We start from the raw sequence: 16,000 nt of genomic DNA, 5'->3' as shown, positions 1-16,000 counted from the left end.
GATGTGCTTGTGACCCTGGCCCCCGGCTTTCGCCGGGGAACGGAAGAAGAAGGTCGATACGCCCTAGCCCGCGACCGAGCGCGTCCGCCCTCTCAGCCAGTGTCCAATCCCCAGGGTCAGGCCCAAGCACACCGCATAGACCGCCGCGCCGCCAGCCACCATCTCGACCAGGCCGAGCAGCCCTGCCCAGTCCGAGCTGCGCAGGAACGCGGCAAGCGCCAGGCTCGACAGGCCGGTGCAGAGGAAGGTCCCCGGCGGGAACGGCACGCGCAGATGCCGCCGGCCAAGCAGGACCATCAGTACCAGCGCAAGCGCATAGCAGCCGGCGGTCGTCCAGGCTGCGGCGATGAAGCCGTAGCGCGGGATCAAGACGAGGTTGGCGACCAGGTTGACCAGTGCGGCGGGGGCGATGGCGGCGATCGTCCAGCCGGTCTTCTTCGAGAGCTGGAAGGCGAGCGCGAAGTGGAGCACCGTCAGGCAGGATAGGAGCGAGCCGATCGCGACCCAGGGCATCACCTGGGCAGCCATCGCCGACAGGGCCGGACCGACCAGGATCGTGGCGATCCGGTGCGGCGCGGCGATCAGCGTGACGGTGACCGGGAAACCGAGCAGCATGAACCAGCGGGCATCGCGCGCGAGCAGCGGGCGCGCGGCGGCGAAGCCCTCCGCCTCATAGGCCTTGTACAGCCTCGGCTTGGAGGCAAGGCCGATCGGCTGGAGGATCAGGTTGAGCGGGCGCTCGGCAAGCGCATAGCCGACGCTATAGGCGCCGACCGCGACCGGCCCGAGCAGGCCGGCGAGCAGCAGCCGGTCGGACAGCGCGAGCATCGTCGCGGTGAGCGAGACCAGGGCGAGCGGCGCGCCATAGCGCCAGAAGGCGCGGACCTGCTCCGCCGAGGCGCGCAGCCGGACCGGGCCGAAGGCCAGGCCGGGGGTGAGGAGTGCGGCCAGCGCCGCCGCCGCCACGGCACCAAGCAAAGGCGCGCTGGGATCGGCCGGGTGCAGCCAGACTGCGGCGGCACCGAGCAGCAGCCCTCCCCCCGAGGCGGCGACTTCGCTGGCTGCATAGCGCCAGTCGCGATGATGGCCGCGGTTCCAGGCATTGGCGAGGGTGAGCCAGCCGCGCAGCACCAGCAGCAGCCAGCCGAGCAGCATCACCGCCACGCCGGCCGAAGCGAGCAGCCAGGCGGCGATACCGATCCAGGCGAGCGAGGCGAAACCGGCGCAAAGCAGATAGCTCGCGCGGATCGCCGAGCCGAACTGCGCCGCGTCCCGGTCGATGCCGATCCGGCTATGGAGACGGAGCGCGGCGCTCTGCAGCCAGAAGAAGGCGAGGTTCTGGAGCAGCAGCACCGCGGCGATGGCCGAGGCGTAGACGCCATAATCGTGCGGGGTGAGCAGGCGAGTGAAGAGGAAGACCGATCCGATCGCGGCGACGCCCGCCACCGAATTGGCGATCGCGAAGGGCAAGGCAGAGGTACGGAGCAGGGGCCGCGGATCGAAGCGCCCGCCTGCGCCGCTCACGCCGCCTCCCCGCGCCCGCCCTGCGCCGGACGGGGCTGCCACTCGACCAGTTCGGCCGGCACCTTGCCGGTGCGGGCGTTGCGCAGCCGGATCATCTTCACCAGGAACCAGCGCATCGATCGCGGCGCGAGCGTGCCCCACAGGATCGAGGCGCCCGCGAGCAGCGACCGGAAATCGAAGCGCATGTCTACACGGCCAGCCATGCGCCGCGCGACATCGGGGCGCTTGCCGGCCCAGACCGGCACCGCGGCGCGATAGGCGAAGGTGAGCGGCAACAGCTTGCGCGGTGCGCCGTCCTCGCGGGGCGCGGGCAGCGGCAGCTCGGCGGGATCGCGGCCCGCGCGATAGGCGATGAGCGAGCGGCAGAAATCGTCGACGGCTTCATCGACTTCGCGCAGCCGCGCCTCGCCCCGGCTGCTGCTGGTCGAGTGGCGCACGGTCATCAGATTCTCGGGCAGGACGAACAGCCGCCCCTCGCCGGCCAGCCGCCAGTAGAGATCGGTGTCCTCCCAATAATCGGCAGCGGCGCGGTAGCCGCCGACGCGATCGAAGGCAGTGCGGCGCAGCAGGATCGTCGGATGGCAGAAGGCCGGGGTGGGCGAGATGCCGCCGACACGGAAATAGGCGGGCGGGCGCACCGGGCGGCCGGCCTCGTCGATCGTGTCGAACAGCGTGCCGATCAGGCTGGCATCGGGCCGGCGCTCCATCGCGCGGACCTGGCGGAGCAGCCGCTCGGGATGGGCGATGTCGTCGGCGTCCATGCGGGCGACCAGCTCGCCCCGGGACTGCTCGACCACCCAGTTCGAGCTGCCGGCAGGGCCGAGGCGGCGGGGATTGTGGAACAGCCGGATGCGCGGATCGCGCTGCGCCCAATATTCAAGCCGCTCGGTCGTGCCGTCGACCGAGCCATTGTCGCCGATCACGAACTCGAAATCGGCGAAGCTCTGCGCGAGGATGCTCTCGACGCTCTCGTCCAGATAGGGGAGCGCGTTGTGCACCGGCATCACGACACTGACACTGGGTCGCGACACTAGCTGCCCTCTTCCTGCAACCGGGCAAGGAAGCTCCCCGGAGGTGCGGGCAGGTTCTTGAAGGCGGCGATGCGATCGTTCCACAGATGGACCGCCACCGTCTCCGGCCCGACCTTGTCCTCCAACGCAACCGACGGATCGAGGATCCAGCGCGCATCGCGGTAGCTGACCGGGCAGAAGGCCTGGACCGGCAGGGCCAGCCTGGCGACGCCGTGCCGGGCGGCGAGCGCGGTCAGCGCCTTGGGCCCGGCGGCGCCCCAGGGCATGCGCTCCACCGCCGTCCGGCCGGTCAGCGCACGCCGCAGCCAGGCCAGCGCGCGGTGGCGCAGCGGCAGCCAGAAGGGAATCTCGCGCTGATCGAAGATGCCGAGCAGATCGGCGAGCAACGGCGACCCGCCCGGGATCCGGAGCACGCCGGTGTTGATGAAATGATCGTCCTCGCGACCGAACAGATAAGGCTGCACGGGATCGAGCGGGCGCAGGAAATACATGTCGCAGTCGATCCAGGTGCCGAGGCCGCGGCGCTGGAGCGCGAAGCGGAACAGGTCGGAGAACAGCGCCAGGCTGCCGCTCTGGTGGCGGATCATCCGCTCGGCAGGGACAATCGCGGCGCCGTCGCGCAGTTCGACGCCCTCGGGCACGCCGGTTACGGGCTCGTAATGATAGAGGGTTACGCGGTGGCCGTGGCGCAGCGCCGAGCGCAGGCAGGCTCGTTCGACGGGGCCGAGATGCCCCCCGACCCACAGCGCAACACATTCGACCGACACAGGAACCCCATTGCCTAACCCCATGTTCACATTGCACGAAGGCCCCGCGGCCTCAAGCGCGCTCCTGTCGAATTGACATCGATTCGGTTCCGGGGTTGAGGACGTTCATCTTTACGATACGGGGCATCGATTGTGTTCGACTTCCAGTTCAACCAGGTCCGCAAGGCGCCCTTCGACCATATCCTGGTCGACGACTGGCTCGAGCCCGATCTCTATGCGCGCCTGCGCGATTCCTTCCCGAAATGCCCGGCCAATACCGGCCCGACCGGCTACACGCTGTTCTGGGGCGATGCCGAATATGACCAGCTGGTCGAGCGCGATCCGAGCTGGCGGGCCATGTTCGAGCGCTTCCATTCGGACGACTTCATCCGCGCCTGCCTCGCGGCATTCCCCGAAGTGTTCCGCGACGAGACGATCGTCGATCTGTCGGACGCCAGCTATGTGCCCTTCCTCGAGAATCGCGAGGACAAGCAGAAGCTCGAGCTGACCGGCCATGACCTGGAGGCCGACAAGCTGTGGGTGCGGCTGGACATCATGCAGGGCCTGGCGGGCTATCGCCGCCGTCCGCACCTCGACCATCGCCGCCGGGCGATCTCGCTGCTGATCTATTTCTGCGACGCCGAGGAGAATGCGATGGCCGGCGGCGACCTGGTGCTGCACGGCGCCGGGGACGAGACGCTGGCGGTGCGCCCGAAGCACAACCGGATGGTGGTGTTCCCCTGCAACGAGGCGTCGGTCCATTCGGTATCGCCGATCCGCCGCCAGCGCGCGCCGCGCAACTTCGTGCAGGTGACCGTGTCGAGTACCCGCGACCTGTGGCAGGGTGGCGCGGGGCCGCAGCCGACGCGCTGGGAAGCGCTTCAGGACCGGGTCGAGAAGGCGGTCAGGCGGCAGATCCAGCGATAAACGCCTCGCAGCGCGCCTCCATCGCCGCGGCGAGCGGGCGGAAATCGTCCGGATTGGGCGGCGGGTCGAGCGGGTCATAGCCGCCCTCCCCGGCCAGGAATTCGGCCGCGGTGCAGTTTCGGGCGAGGTCGAGCGCGGGCTGGACGCGGCTATTGGCGTCGCCCTTGTTGACGAACAGCACCGGGGTGCCGAACGCCAGGCAGGGCAGTGCACAGTGGAGGCGCGTGGTGACCACGCAGGCCGCACCGGCGTAAAGGTCGAGCAGCGCCTCCGCCTGCCGCACGCGTTCGTCATGATCGAGGCCGCCTTCGGCATTGTGGGTGACGATGACCGGCTTGCGGCCGATCCGGCGCTCGAGCTCGGCGAGCATCGCCTCGGAAAGGTCGACCGCGATGACCTCGCCCGTCTTCGGCATGTCGCGCGGCGGCAGGGTGAGCGTGAGGCAGCCCGAATAATAGGCGTCGATGCCCTTCGCCCGGAGCGCCGCCAGCGTGTCCCGGTCGCGCGCGCCGATCGGTTCGTGCGCCTTCAGATAGACGAGATGGCGGCCGAGGATCAGGTCGCGCGGCCGCGTGCGGGTGAGCAGGCGGCGACGCCCGCCGGCATCGGTGACATGGAAGGAGACGAACAGCGGGTCGATCCGCGCATGGGGTGGCCAGGCGCGGGGCTGGTGCATGAACCAGCCGTTGAGGATCAGCCGGATCGGCCCGTCGCCGGCGATCGGGCGATCGCTCCCCTCGCGCGGCACCAGGTGATCGACCCGCGGCATGAACCGGCGCGCCGCGATCGTCTGGATCTCGTCCCCGAGGTTATCGGTTTCGTGCTGCAAGATTCCGAATTCCATCATGCCCCCAATTGCGCCATGGCGGCCGGCCCGCGCACCGCCGCTTTCGGGCGCAACCTGCCGAGGATCAAGGTGTTAGATCGATTTCGCGAGAAGTTTCCGAATGGCCTGCGCCGCGGTGCCCGGCTGGTGCTGCGCGGCTGGCGCGAGCCGGCGGCGGTGCGGCGGGTGGTGTGGGACCAGCTCAGCTATAGCGGCGGGGACACGCTGACCGAGCTGCACGACGAAGTCCGCCGGGTCGACCGCGAGGAGGTGGCAGGCGTGATCCTGGAGGCCGGCTGCGGCAGCGGCGGCTCCGCGCTGGTGATGGCCGCGGCCAAGGCGCCGGACCGCGAGCTGCTGGTCTTCGACGTGTTCGGCATGCCGCCGGGGCCGAGCGCGAAGGACGGCCCGGACGTGCATCGCCGCTGGGACGAGATCGCCAGCGGCCGATCGGGCGGCATCGGCTCCCGGACCTATTATGGCTATGTCGACGGCCTGCTCGACACGATCGTCGCGACCTTCCGCCGCTATGGCCTGCCGCCCGAGCGGAACCGGATACGCTTCGTGAAGGGGCTGGTGCAGGACACGCTCGACGGCGACGAGCCTGTCGCGCTCGCCCATATCGACTGCGACCGCTATGAATCGGTGCGCACCTGCCTCGAGCGGATCGCCCCGCGCCTGGCCGCCGGCGGCGTGATGGTGGTGGACGATTACGACTTCAAATCGGGATGCAGGCTCGCCGTCGACGAGTTCCTGGAAGCCAATCCGGCCTTCGCGATGATCCGCAGGACCCGGGTACACATCGTCCGGCAATGATGCCCGGCCGCTCCACCAGCCGACCCTAAACGAGCGTATGATACCGCCGGACCGGCGGATGCGGGATTTCTCCTTGCAGAAATTCCCTCGGAGGACGGTCCGATGCTCGACATGGCCAATACGCTTGCCGACAGCGGCACGACGATCGAAATCCTGCCCGCCGCCCGCCAGGTGAGCGAGACGGACGAGATGAACCACCGCATCGCCAACAGCCTGCAGCTGCTCTCGGCGATGGTCTCGGTCGAGGCGCGCGGCATCGCCGACCCGGCGGCGCAGGCGGCGCTCGACATGACCCAGCGGCGCATCGCCGCGGTCGCCAGCGTCCACCGCCAGCTCTACCAGGCGCATGAGAGCCGGACGGTCGATCTGCGCGCCTATCTTGAGAGCCTGGCCGCCGACCTGGAGGCGAGCGCCACCGGCCGGCCGGTGCTGGTCGATGCCACGGCGGTCTCGGTCCGCTCCGACGAGGCGACCTCGATCGGGATCATCGTCTCCGAGCTGGTCACCAACGCGTTCAAATATGCCTATGCCCCCGGCGCGCCGGGCAAGGTGCGGGTGATGCTGCGCAGCCTGCCGATGGGCGGCTACATGGTCGAGGTGTCGGACCGCGGCCGCGGCCGGCTGCCCGACACGGTCCGCGGCACCGGCTTCGGCAGCCGGCTGGTCGAGCTGATGGCGACGCGGCTCGGCGCCCGGTGCAGCTATCACGATGCCCAGCCGGGTACCCGCTGCCTGCTCTTTGTGGGTGCCCGTTGAGCTTCATGTTGCAGGGCATACGCAAGTCGTTCAGCCTTCTGTACTGGTCCGATTCCGACGGATCGATGCAAGAGGGCGAGATGGGACACGAAGCCGAGCGACGGCGATTGGCGGCGCAGGCACAGTCGGTGGCGACGGTGCTGCTCGCGCTCGGCATCTTCGCGCTCGACGTGCTGAGCCCGCTCCAGGGCGCGGTGGCGGTGCTCTACACCACCGTCGTGCTGCTCGCGACGCGGGCGCATTCGCGCGAGCTGACCCTGTCCGCCGGCTTCGTCTGCGCGCTGCTGGCGGTAGCCGGCTATTTCATCAGCCATGACGGCGAGCCGCTGGGATCGCCCGCGGTGCGGCTGGCGGTGAGCCTGGTCGCGATCGCGGTCACCACCCTGGTCTCGGTGCGGCACCAGGTGGCGGCCGAGCATCGCCGCATCGCCGACCAGCGCTACCGCACGATCTTCAATGCCGCCGGCTTCCCGATCTGGGAGGGCGACTGGTCGCAGGCCTTTGCGATGCTGCAGGGCGGGCGCTCCCCCGATGCCGAGACGATCGACCTGGCCGCGCGCACCGCAGTGATCGGCGACGCCAACAACGCCGCCGCCGCGCTGTTCGGCCTCACCCGGCGCGAGGAGCTGGTCGGCGGCACGCTGCTGCCCTTCCACACGCCCGCTGCCGAGGCGACGCTGGGCCGCATCCTCCAGGCGATGATCGCCGGCGAGACCGAGATCGAGGAGGAGACCCGCTTCGTCACCGCCCAGGGCGAGCCGGTCGACGTGCTGCTGCGCGTGACGCTCCCGCCGCACCGCAAGGAATGGAAGCAGGTGCTGGTGATGGCGCTCGACGTGACCGAGCGGAACCAGACCCATGCCCGGCTTGCCCAGGCCCAGGCCCAACTCACCCATGTCTCGCGGATCACCACGCTCGGCCAGCTCGCCGCGTCGATCGCGCACGAAGTCAACCAGCCGCTCTCGGCGCTGATCACCTATGCCAAGTCGGGCAAGCGCTGGCTGGCGCGCGAGGCGCCCGATGCGGCGGAAGTGGCCGATTGCCTCGACCATGTCGTGTCGAACGGCACCCGCGCCGCCGATGTCATCGCCCGCATCCGCGCGCTCGCGAGGCGCGCCGATCCGCGCCAGGACGCGATCGACCTGGGATCGCTGGTCGCCGAGACGGTGGAGCTGCTCCGCCGCGACCTCAACACGCATGACGTCACCGTCGCGGTGACGATCCCCGACGCCCTGCCCCCGCTGACGGGCGACCGGGTGCAGATGCAGCAGGTGCTGATGAACCTGATGCTCAACGCCGAGCAGGCCATGGCCCAGGTCGCTCCCGACGCGCGGATCCTCCGCGTCGAGGTGGTGACCGAGACCGGGGGCGTCGCCGTCCATGTCCGCGACAGCGGCAGCGGCATCGCGGTGGAGCCCGAGAGCCTGTTCAGCCCCTTCTTCACCACCAAGGCGGACGGCATGGGCATGGGCCTGTCGATCTGCCGCTCGATCATCGAGAGCCATGGCGGTACATTGGGGGCCGCCAATCATCCCGAGGGCGGCGCGGTGTTCAGCTTCCGCCTGCCCCTGGCCGGCCAGTTGGAGAGTGCGGCATGACCGATGTGCTTGAGACCATCCTCGACGGCTGCGTCTGCGTGATCGACGACGATGCGGAGATTCGCGGCTCGCTCGACAGCCTGTTCCGCTCGGCCGGGCTGGCGGTGGCGCTGCACGACAGCCCCGAGGCGTTCCTGATCGCCGGCCCGCCCCAGGGCCCGGCCTGCCTGGTGCTCGACGTGCGCCTGCCCGGCACCAACGGGCTCGACTTCCAGGAGCGGCTGGCGGCCGAGGGCAAGGACATCCCCGTGATCCTGATCACCGGACATGGCGACATCCCGATGACGGTGCGCGGCATGAAGATGGGCGCAGTCGACTTCCTGCCCAAGCCGTTCAGCGACGACCAGATGCTCGCCGCCGTCGCCACCGCGCTGGCGAAGGACCGCGAGCGCCAGGCCGGCGCGCAGAGCGATGCCAAGCTGAAGGACTGCTATGCCCGGCTCACGCCCCGGGAACGGGAAGTGCTGGGGCTGGTCGTCGCCGGGCTGATGAACAAGCAGGTCGCGGCGAAGATGGAGCTGTCCGAGATCACGGTGAAGATCCATCGCGGCAATGTGATGCGCAAGATGGAGGCGCAGTCGCTCGCCGACCTGGTCCGCATGGCCGAGCTGCTCGGCGTGCGCGACGCGAAGGTCCAGCGGTTTAACATCTGAGTATGATGGCGTGTGCGGGCCGACTAGCCCAAATGGGTAGTCCATAGAGCTATTCGAGTAACCAGCGTGACCGACCTGTCCCCCGCCCCGCTTGTCGCGGTCGTCGATGACGACCCCGGCATAAGGGGAAGCCTCAACAGCCTGCTGCGTTCGGCGGGCCTTGCCAGCGTGTCGTTCGAGAGCGCCGAGGCGCTGCTCGCCGACGATCCCGCGCGCTTCGGCTGGATCATCACCGACCTGCACATGCCGGGGATGACCGGGCTGGAGCTGCAGGCCGAGATCGGCCGGCGCGGCTGCGCCTGCGAGATGATCGTGATGACGGCGTTTCCGACTCCCGCGTCGCAGAGCCAGGCGCTGGGCGCCGGCGCGCGGGCGTTCCTGACCAAGCCGATCGACCCGGACCTGCTGCTCGAGGCGATCGAGGGAGTTTAGGGCATTACGCCGTGTTCCTGCGAAAGCAGGAACCCAGGATTGTCCGGTGCTTCGCCATCCTGGCCTCCTGCTTTCGCAGGAGCGCTGAAAAAGGGGCGGGAGTGCGAATACCTCACCTCCTCCACGTCAACAGCCCATACGTCATCCCGGCGAAAGCCGGGATCTTAGGAGGTGGCGCGGGGAAGGAGCCGCATGAGATCCCGACTTCGCCGGGATGACGGATTTGCAGGGAACCCCGCCTCCCCGTCACCCCGGCCTTGTGCCGGGGTCCACTGTGCCGCATCGATTGACCTTGAGCTTCTTGTCCATTGCCCGCTTCCTGGTGGACCCCGGCACAAGGCCGGGGTGACGATGTGAACGTGGGGCGAAAGGGTTGCCGCCCTCGCCCCAGTCCTCACCCCACCGGATCGAGCGGGTTCACCCGCGACACGATCAGGGGATCGACCGGCGTGACCGGCAGCGCCGGGATGGCGTCCGGCGCCATGCCGAAGGTCGCCGCCAGCACTTCGCTAGAGAAGGACGACACCGCCGCGCGGTAGCCGACATCCTCGGGCATGGGCTGGTCGAAGAACACCAGGAAATGGATGTCGTCCTCGCCCAGCACCTCGATCTGGTGCGGATAGGAGCGCGGGATGAAATAGGCGTCGCCCGGCTCGAGCAGATAGGTGTCGACGCTGCCGTCCGGATCGAGGATCGACATGCGGGCACGGCCCTTGTGGACATAGCCCATCTCGGCCGTGTCGGGATGCCAATGCGGCTCGCGCATGCCGTTCTCGCGCACGTCGATCGAGTACATCGCCAAATGCTTCAGCGCCGGCCAGAATTGCGCGCGGGCGAGCTGGGCGGTGCCATAGGGAAAGTCGATCGGCGGGGTCTGGGTGGCGACGCTGAACTTGTGCGGATCGGGGAAGGCGGCCGATTCCGGCACTGCGACCGGACCGGTCCGCTTGACCAGATAGCGCGCGCTCGATGTGTCGCGGCGGATCGGGGCGAAGTCCGCGGCCGGCAAGGTGAAGGTGTTGCCGAGCACCGCGTCGCTCATCGCGCCGAACGCGGCCTGGAGGGTGAAGTCCTCGGGCTGCTCGTTGCTGAACACGATGATCAGCTCCGCCTCGGCGTCGCCGACATTCTCGATCGTGTGGAGCGAGCCGGTGGCAATGTGGAACATCTCGCCGGCGGAGATGGTGAAGCGGCCGAACACATCGGCATTGTCGAGCACCGAGACGAGCAAAGTGCCCGACAGGCAATAGGCCAGCTCGTCGGCATTGGCGTGCCAGTGCGGCTCGCGGATGGCGCCGGGGGCGATCACCAGCCGCTTCATCGCCATGCGCCTGAGCAGCGGGAACTCGTCGGCGGTGAGCCGGCGGGCCGAGCCGAGATCGCCTTCATAGGCGGGGACAGCGTGGAGCAGCGAACGGACATGCCGGGATGCGGCCATGGTCTTTCCTCCTGGGGCATTGGCCGCGCCTCGCGCGCGGCCGGAGCGCCAGAGCTAGGCCGCGGGGCACCGGCTCCCACCCCTATCAAGGTAGGGCAAACCTTGGTTTGGCCCGGCGAGACAAGCACCGATGCGAGGCAAACAAGGCAGGTAATACAATGGTTTATGCAAACCATCGTATTTCTGAACACCCGCTTTTTGTTCCCCTATCTCCGCATTGCCAACCACGGTTTTGGAGGAATTTGAAATGGGAATGATCAAGCACGCCACCCTCGCCATCCTCGCCTCGGCCGCCTTTGCGGTGCCGGCGATGGCGCAGGACTCGACCAGCTTCACGGGTCCGCGCATCGGCGTCGAGGGCGGCTGGAGCCGGGTCGGCGGCGAGCATCGCGCGGGCGGCGACGGCTTCACCTATGGCGCGACGCTCGGCTATGACGTTGCCGCCGGCAACCTCCGCTTCGGCCCCGAGATCGAAGTCTCGGACTCCACCCAGAAGGAATGCCGCGCGATCGCCACGGGCGGCAGGGACTGCGAGCGCGCGGACCGCGACCTCTATGCCGGCGCGCGCATCGGCTATGTCGCGGCTCCTTCGCTGCTCCTCTACGGCAAGGGCGGCTATACCAATGCCCGCTTCTCCGACCGGATCGAGAATGCCGGCGCGAGCGACATGGACAGCGCCGACAATCGCAGCGGCTACCGGATCGGCGCGGGTGCCGAATATGCGGTGACCCGCAATGTCTATGTCTCGGGCGAGTATCGCTACTCGCACTGGTCGAGCAGCATCCACCAGAACCAGCTGCTCGCTGGCGTCGGCCTGCGCTTCTGATTTCCCCCGGCACTCCGCCCCCCCCCAAGCAAGGAGCAAAACCATGAAGCAGATGATGATCGCCGCTGCGGCCCTGTTCGCGCTCGGCACCGGCATTGCCCAGGCACAGGACGTGCCGCAGAACGCCCCCCAAGACGCCCGCATCTTCACCGACGCCAGCGGCTTCCGCGCCGAGGAGACGCCGGGCGGCTACCAGCCGGCCAGCTCGCCCTTCTCGGGGCCCGTCACGCCGAGCACCCAGGTGGTGTTCGTGCCGCAGACGCTGACCCCCAGCCAGGCCTATCCCGCACCGGCGCCGCTCAGGGCCTATCCGGCGTGCAAGCCGGGCCGCGAGGACAATTGCCGCCAGCGCCAGTGACCTGACGCACAGGCGGAACGCGCGGCGCGCCGGCGGCCCAGGGGCTTCCGGCGCGCTTTCGTATCCGTTCGTCGCGCAACCGAAACTAGCGTATGATGGCCGTCACTTTCGACATGTCCGATATCGATCGCGCCGGCCGGGGTTCCCCGCCCCGGCTTCGCCCAATCTCTGACGCTGGAGTATTCGACATGGCTACCATCACCACCCAGGACGGCACCGAGATCTTCTACAAGGACTGGGGCCCCAAGGACGCCCAGCCGATCGTCTTCCATCATGGCTGGCCGCTGTCGTCGGACGACTGGGACGGCCAGATGCTGTTCTTCCTCAGCCAGGGCTTCCGCGTCGTCGCGCATGACCGCCGCGGCCATGGCCGCTCGGCGCAGGTGAGCGAGGGCCATGACATGGCGCACTACGCCGCCGACGCCTCGGCCGTCGCCGAGCATCTCGATCTGCGCAACGCCGTCCATATCGGCCACTCGACCGGCGGCGGCGAAGTCGCGGCCTATGTCGCCCGCCACGGCCAGCCCCAGGGTCGCGTCGCCAAGGCGGTGCTGGTCAGCGCGGTGCCGCCGATCATGCTCAAGACCGGAGCCTATCCGAACGGCCTGCCGATCGAAGTGTTCGACGGGATCCGCGCCGGGCTCGCCGCCAACCGCGCCCAGTTCTTCCTCGATTTCGCCTCGGGCCCCTTTTACGGCTTCAACCGCGAGGGCGCGGCGATCTCCGAAGGCGTGATCCGCAACTGGTGGCGCCAGGGCATGATGGGCGCGGCCAATGCCCATTATCTCGGCATCAAGGCCTTCTCGGAGACCGACCAGACCGAGGACCTCAAGGCGATCACCGTGCCGACTTTGGTGCTGCAGGGCGATGACGACCAGGTCGTGCCCTACAAGGAAGCCGCGCTGGTTCAGGCCGAGCTGATCCCGAACGCCCAGCTCAAGATCTACGAAGGCTATCCGCACGGCATGCTGACCACCCATGCCGATGTGATCAACACCGACCTGCTGGCGTTCATCAAGGCCTGAAGCTCCTCAGGGCTCCAATGGGAAGGGTCCGTCCTGCGGGGACGGGCCCTTTTCCTTATCCGGCGGACGGATCGCTGCTATGCGGGCGGCATGGTTCCGCTGCTTGCCCTTTCCGCCCTCGCCCTCCTCCCGCTTCAGGACGCGCCCGATCCGGCCCGGATCAGCGAGACGGACGCGATCGAGTGCCGCATCTCCGTGCCCGACTATAACGGCTTCGCCCTGTCGCTGGGCGAGGCGGACGGCATCGCCCAGGCGCGCCACTGGAAGAAGATCGATTCGGCCAATCCCTTCCTGAGCGAATATGAACTTCCAGGCCCGATCACGGTCGCCGGCACCTACCGCACCACCCGGATCGCCTTTTCCGCCAACGCGATCCTGGCGATCCTCGACGTCGCCGATCCCGCGCCGATCGCACGCGCGGAGAATGTCCCGAACGCGATGGATTCCGACCCGATGATCGAGGACCTCGCCCGCACGAGCGGCAGGCGCTATGCGGAGGTCGCGGCGGAGATGAAGTTCCGCAAGTTCCTCGGCGAACGGATCGTGAAGGACGTGACCGAGCCCGCGAAGGGCGAGGAATTCGGTACCCACATGGTAGTGGCGCGCAGCATCTCCAACGCGACCAGCCATCCGGGCAAGACGCTCTATGGCTGCTCCTACCGGATGGAGATACTCGACAAGGACGGCAAGCCGCTCTGACACGCGCACGCAAAAGGCCGCCGGCTTGCGCGGGCGGCCTTTCGTGTCGTGAGACGAACGAAGCCGGCTTACACCATCTCGGGCGTTCGGCAGGCCTCGTAGAGGAACCAGGCGCGGCGCTCGCTCTCGTCGATCCACACTTCGAGCAGGCTCGTCGTCGCGACGTCGGAATAGGCGTCGCAAAGCTCGTGCACGCGGCGCAGGGCGGCGACCAGCTGCTTGTTGTCGCCGTGCAGCTCGGCAAGCATGTCCTGCGGATCGACATAGGCTTCATTGTTGTCGAGCAGCCGCTGGTTGCCGGCGATGTCCGAGATCGAGCGGATGGTGGTGCCGCCGATCTTGCGGGCGCGCTCGGCGATCACGTCGGTCATCGCGAAGATCTGGTCGCCCTGCTCGTCCAGCAGCAGGTGATAGTCGCGGAAGTTCGGGCCGCTCATGTGCCAGTGGAAGTTCTTGGTCTTGAGATAGAGCGCGAACACGTCGGCGAGCAGCTTCTTGAGCCCGGCCGAGATGTCGCGGGTGGCGCTTTCGCCCAGGTCGGTCGGCGTGCCCAGCTTGCGCTCGGCGGCGGTGAGGAAGGTCATTTCCGGTCTCCTTGGAAGTCGAGCCGGAGATCGGGAGGTGCCCGGGGCGCGCCAACCCAAACCATGGTTTGATCCCTTGGGGGGCAGACCGGGGCGCAACATCTTCGTATGATTGGCTGCCGCCTTCGCAGCTGCGAGAAGGCGGCGGGACTATAGGAAAGGGCGCGACCATGGAATGCCGGCACGGGATGACCGTCAACGAAGTCACGCCAAGCGCCCGCGGCTGCGAGGAATGCCTGAAGATCGGCAGCGAATGGCTGCACCTCCGCCTGTGCCGCGCCTGCGGCCATGTCGGCTGCTGCGACCAGAGCCCGCACCGCCACGCCACCGCGCATTTCCACGCGACCCGCCACCCGATCATCGAGGGCTATGACCCGCCCGAAGGCTGGGGCTGGTGCTATGTCGACGAAGTGGTGGTTGATCTGCCCGACCAGACACCCCAGCTGGGGCCGATCCCGCGCTACTACTGATCCCCCCGGAGACATTCATGAGCAGCACCGCCCCCCAGGCCGCCACCGCGGCACCGGACGCGCTCGGCCGTCCGCTGATCTTCGCCATGGCCGCCGCCGCGGGCATCGCGGTCGCCAATATCTACTACAACCAGCCGATGCTGGGCGTGATGCAGCGCGACCTGCCCGGCAGCGGCACGGTGCTGGTGCCGACCGCGACCCAGATCGGCTATGCGCTGGGCCTGTTCCTGCTGGTGCCGCTGGGCGACCTGGTCGAGCGCAAGCGGCTGATCGCGATCCAGTTCGTCGTGCTGGCCGGTGCGCTGGCGCTGGCCGCCATCGCGCCGAGCGCGGCGATGATCATCGCGGCATCGGTCGCCGTGGGCTTCGCCGCCACGGTGGCGCAGCAGATCGTGCCGCTCGCCGCGCACCTCGCCCCGCCCGAGAAGCGCGGCGCGGTGGTCGGCACGGTAATGGCCGGACTGCTCTGCGGCATCCTGCTCAGCCGGACGCTGGCGGGCTTCGTCGCCGCCCATGCCGGCTGGCGCGAGATGTTCTGGCTGGGCGTGCCGCTGGCGCTCGCCGCAGGCGGCGTGATGGCGCTGACGCTGCCGCACAGCGCCCCGGACTCCGAGCTGCGCTATCCCCAGCTGCTGCGCTCGCTCGGCGGGCTGTGGCGCGAGTTCGGCGCGCTGCGCCACGCCGCGATCACCCAGGGCCTGTTGTTCGCTGCGTTCAGCGGCTTCTGGACGATCCTGGCGCTGCGACTGCAGGAGCCCGCCTTCGGGCTCGGCTCCGAAGTGGCGGGCCTGTTCGGCGTGATCGGCGCGGTGGGCGTGCTCGCCGCCCCCATCGCCGGCCGCATCGCCGACAGGAAGGGACCGCGGCCGGTGATCCTGCTCGGCGCGGCCTGCGTGCTGGTGGGCTGGGCATTCACCGGGCTCTGGGCTTCGATCGCCGGCATGGTGATCGGCGTGATCCTGCTCGACTTCGGCGTGCAGGGCGCGCTGGTCTCGCACCAGCACATCGTCTTCGCGCTGCGGCCCGAGGCACGGGCGCGGCTCAACACCATCTTCATGGGCGCGATGTTCGTCGGCGGCGCGGTGGGCTCGGGCGCGGCGACCTGGGCCTGGTCGGTGGGCGGCTGGAGCGCGGTGTCGGCGCTCGGCGCGGGGTTTGCGGCGGTGGCGGTGGCGATCCAGTTCACGCACCGGCAGCGCTAAGCCCTCTCCCTCTGGGAGAGGGTTGGGTGAGGGTAGCTATCCACGCGCAAGACGCTTCGACCCTCATCCCTCCCACCGCCTTCGGCGGC

Annotated in this window: 18 protein-coding genes; 12 read left to right on the top strand and 6 right to left on the bottom strand. The window is 68.8% G+C overall.

From position 1 onward, the window contains the following. Nucleotides 1-63: 63 nt before the first annotated feature. The 3 genes from J2W22_RS20195 to J2W22_RS20185 are packed head-to-tail and all read right to left on the bottom strand — an operon-like array spanning nt 64 to nt 3,322. Nucleotides 64-1,524, bottom strand: a complete 1,461-nt coding sequence (locus tag J2W22_RS20195; RefSeq protein WP_307120075.1) for a lipopolysaccharide biosynthesis protein — start codon at nt 1,522-1,524, stop codon at nt 64-66. After that, complete coding sequence (locus J2W22_RS20190; RefSeq protein WP_307120074.1) at nt 1,521-2,555, bottom strand: glycosyltransferase family 2 protein; 1,035 nt, start codon at nt 2,553-2,555, stop codon at nt 1,521-1,523. Before J2W22_RS20190 ends, J2W22_RS20195 begins: the two co-directional genes overlap by 4 nt. Further along, nucleotides 2,555-3,322, bottom strand: a complete 768-nt coding sequence (locus tag J2W22_RS20185) for a hypothetical protein (protein WP_307120073.1) — start codon at nt 3,320-3,322, stop codon at nt 2,555-2,557. The genes J2W22_RS20190 and J2W22_RS20185 overlap by 1 nt, the downstream gene beginning before the upstream one ends. A gap of 132 nt (nt 3,323-3,454) precedes the next feature. On the opposite strand from J2W22_RS20185, the gene J2W22_RS20180 reads away from it, so the two are divergent. Continuing rightward, nucleotides 3,455-4,228 (top strand): 2OG-Fe(II) oxygenase, encoded by a 774-nt coding sequence (locus J2W22_RS20180; protein ID WP_307120072.1) that lies wholly within the window; start codon nt 3,455-3,457, stop codon nt 4,226-4,228. Here the strand turns inward: J2W22_RS20180 and J2W22_RS20175 are convergent. Then, the gene (locus J2W22_RS20175; RefSeq protein WP_307120071.1) at nt 4,206-5,057 is read right to left on the bottom strand and encodes a polysaccharide pyruvyl transferase family protein; all 852 of its coding nucleotides are present in this window, start codon (nt 5,055-5,057) and stop codon (nt 4,206-4,208) included. The two genes, J2W22_RS20180 and J2W22_RS20175, sit on opposite strands and share 23 nt — an antisense overlap. Here J2W22_RS20175 and J2W22_RS20170 point away from each other — a divergent pair. The 5 genes from J2W22_RS20170 to J2W22_RS20150 all read left to right on the top strand — a co-directional run bounded on the left by J2W22_RS20170 (nt 5,049) and on the right by J2W22_RS20150 (nt 9,309). Continuing rightward, on the top strand, nt 5,049-5,870 hold the full coding sequence (locus J2W22_RS20170; protein ID WP_307120070.1) for a TylF/MycF/NovP-related O-methyltransferase: 822 nt from the start codon (nt 5,049-5,051) through the stop codon (nt 5,868-5,870). The genes J2W22_RS20175 and J2W22_RS20170 overlap by 9 nt on opposite strands. Before the next feature lie 102 nt (nt 5,871-5,972). Next, nucleotides 5,973-6,626, top strand: a complete 654-nt coding sequence (locus J2W22_RS20165) for a sensor histidine kinase (RefSeq protein WP_307120069.1) — start codon at nt 5,973-5,975, stop codon at nt 6,624-6,626. An 80-nt stretch (nt 6,627-6,706) separates the two neighbouring features. Continuing rightward, nucleotides 6,707-8,224 (top strand): sensor histidine kinase, encoded by a 1,518-nt coding sequence (locus J2W22_RS20160; RefSeq protein WP_307120068.1) that lies wholly within the window; start codon nt 6,707-6,709, stop codon nt 8,222-8,224. Beyond that, nucleotides 8,221-8,877, top strand: coding sequence for a response regulator transcription factor (locus J2W22_RS20155; RefSeq protein ID WP_307120067.1), 657 nt, complete (start codon nt 8,221-8,223; stop codon nt 8,875-8,877). The genes J2W22_RS20160 and J2W22_RS20155 overlap by 4 nt, the downstream gene beginning before the upstream one ends. Nucleotides 8,878-8,943: 66 nt before the next feature. Continuing rightward, nucleotides 8,944-9,309, top strand: a complete 366-nt coding sequence (locus tag J2W22_RS20150) for a response regulator transcription factor (RefSeq protein ID WP_307120066.1) — start codon at nt 8,944-8,946, stop codon at nt 9,307-9,309. 394 nt (nt 9,310-9,703) lie between these two features. On the opposite strand, the gene J2W22_RS20145 is transcribed toward J2W22_RS20150, so the two are convergent. Further along, nucleotides 9,704-10,747 carry a cupin domain-containing protein gene (locus J2W22_RS20145; RefSeq protein WP_307120065.1) on the bottom strand — a complete coding sequence of 348 codons (1,044 nt, stop codon included), beginning with the start codon at nt 10,745-10,747 and terminating at the stop codon, nt 9,704-9,706. Nucleotides 10,748-10,994: 247 nt separating this feature from the next. Between J2W22_RS20145 and J2W22_RS20140 the strand changes: the two genes are divergently transcribed. From J2W22_RS20140 to J2W22_RS20125, 4 genes are all read left to right on the top strand, one after another. Next, nucleotides 10,995-11,573, top strand: a complete 579-nt coding sequence (locus J2W22_RS20140; protein ID WP_307120064.1) for an outer membrane protein — start codon at nt 10,995-10,997, stop codon at nt 11,571-11,573. A 43-nt stretch (nt 11,574-11,616) separates the two neighbouring features. Next, complete coding sequence (locus J2W22_RS20135) at nt 11,617-11,931, top strand: hypothetical protein (RefSeq protein WP_307120063.1); 315 nt, start codon at nt 11,617-11,619, stop codon at nt 11,929-11,931. A gap of 188 nt (nt 11,932-12,119) precedes the next feature. Then, nucleotides 12,120-12,956: an alpha/beta fold hydrolase gene (locus J2W22_RS20130; RefSeq protein ID WP_307120062.1), complete on the top strand. Its 837-nt coding sequence runs from the start codon at nt 12,120-12,122 to the stop codon at nt 12,954-12,956. A gap of 90 nt (nt 12,957-13,046) precedes the next feature. Continuing rightward, entirely contained in the window at nt 13,047-13,655 is a 609-nt protein-coding gene (locus tag J2W22_RS20125; RefSeq protein ID WP_307120061.1) for a hypothetical protein, read from the top strand. A gap of 68 nt (nt 13,656-13,723) precedes the next feature. Here J2W22_RS20125 and J2W22_RS20120 read toward each other — a convergent pair whose 3' ends face one another. Continuing rightward, nucleotides 13,724-14,239: a Dps family protein gene (locus J2W22_RS20120; RefSeq protein WP_307120060.1), complete on the bottom strand. Its 516-nt coding sequence runs from the start codon at nt 14,237-14,239 to the stop codon at nt 13,724-13,726. Nucleotides 14,240-14,427: 188 nt separating this feature from the next. On the opposite strand from J2W22_RS20120, the gene J2W22_RS20115 reads away from it, so the two are divergent. Further along, on the top strand, nt 14,428-14,709 hold the full coding sequence (locus J2W22_RS20115) for a UBP-type zinc finger domain-containing protein (protein WP_246426039.1): 282 nt from the start codon (nt 14,428-14,430) through the stop codon (nt 14,707-14,709). Nucleotides 14,710-14,726: 17 nt separating this feature from the next. Then, a complete protein-coding gene (locus J2W22_RS20110) occupies nt 14,727-15,911 on the top strand; it encodes an MFS transporter (RefSeq protein WP_307120059.1) in 1,185 nt (394 codons plus the stop codon). Nucleotides 15,912-16,000: the final 89 nt, after the last annotated feature.

The sequence above is a fragment of the Sphingomonas kyeonggiensis genome (genome assembly GCF_030812785.1).
Lineage (GTDB): Bacteria > Pseudomonadota > Alphaproteobacteria > Sphingomonadales > Sphingomonadaceae > Sphingomonas > Sphingomonas kyeonggiensis_B.
Note: the sequence above shows the minus strand (reverse complement) of the source record. Positions and strands in the feature narration are given on the sequence as shown.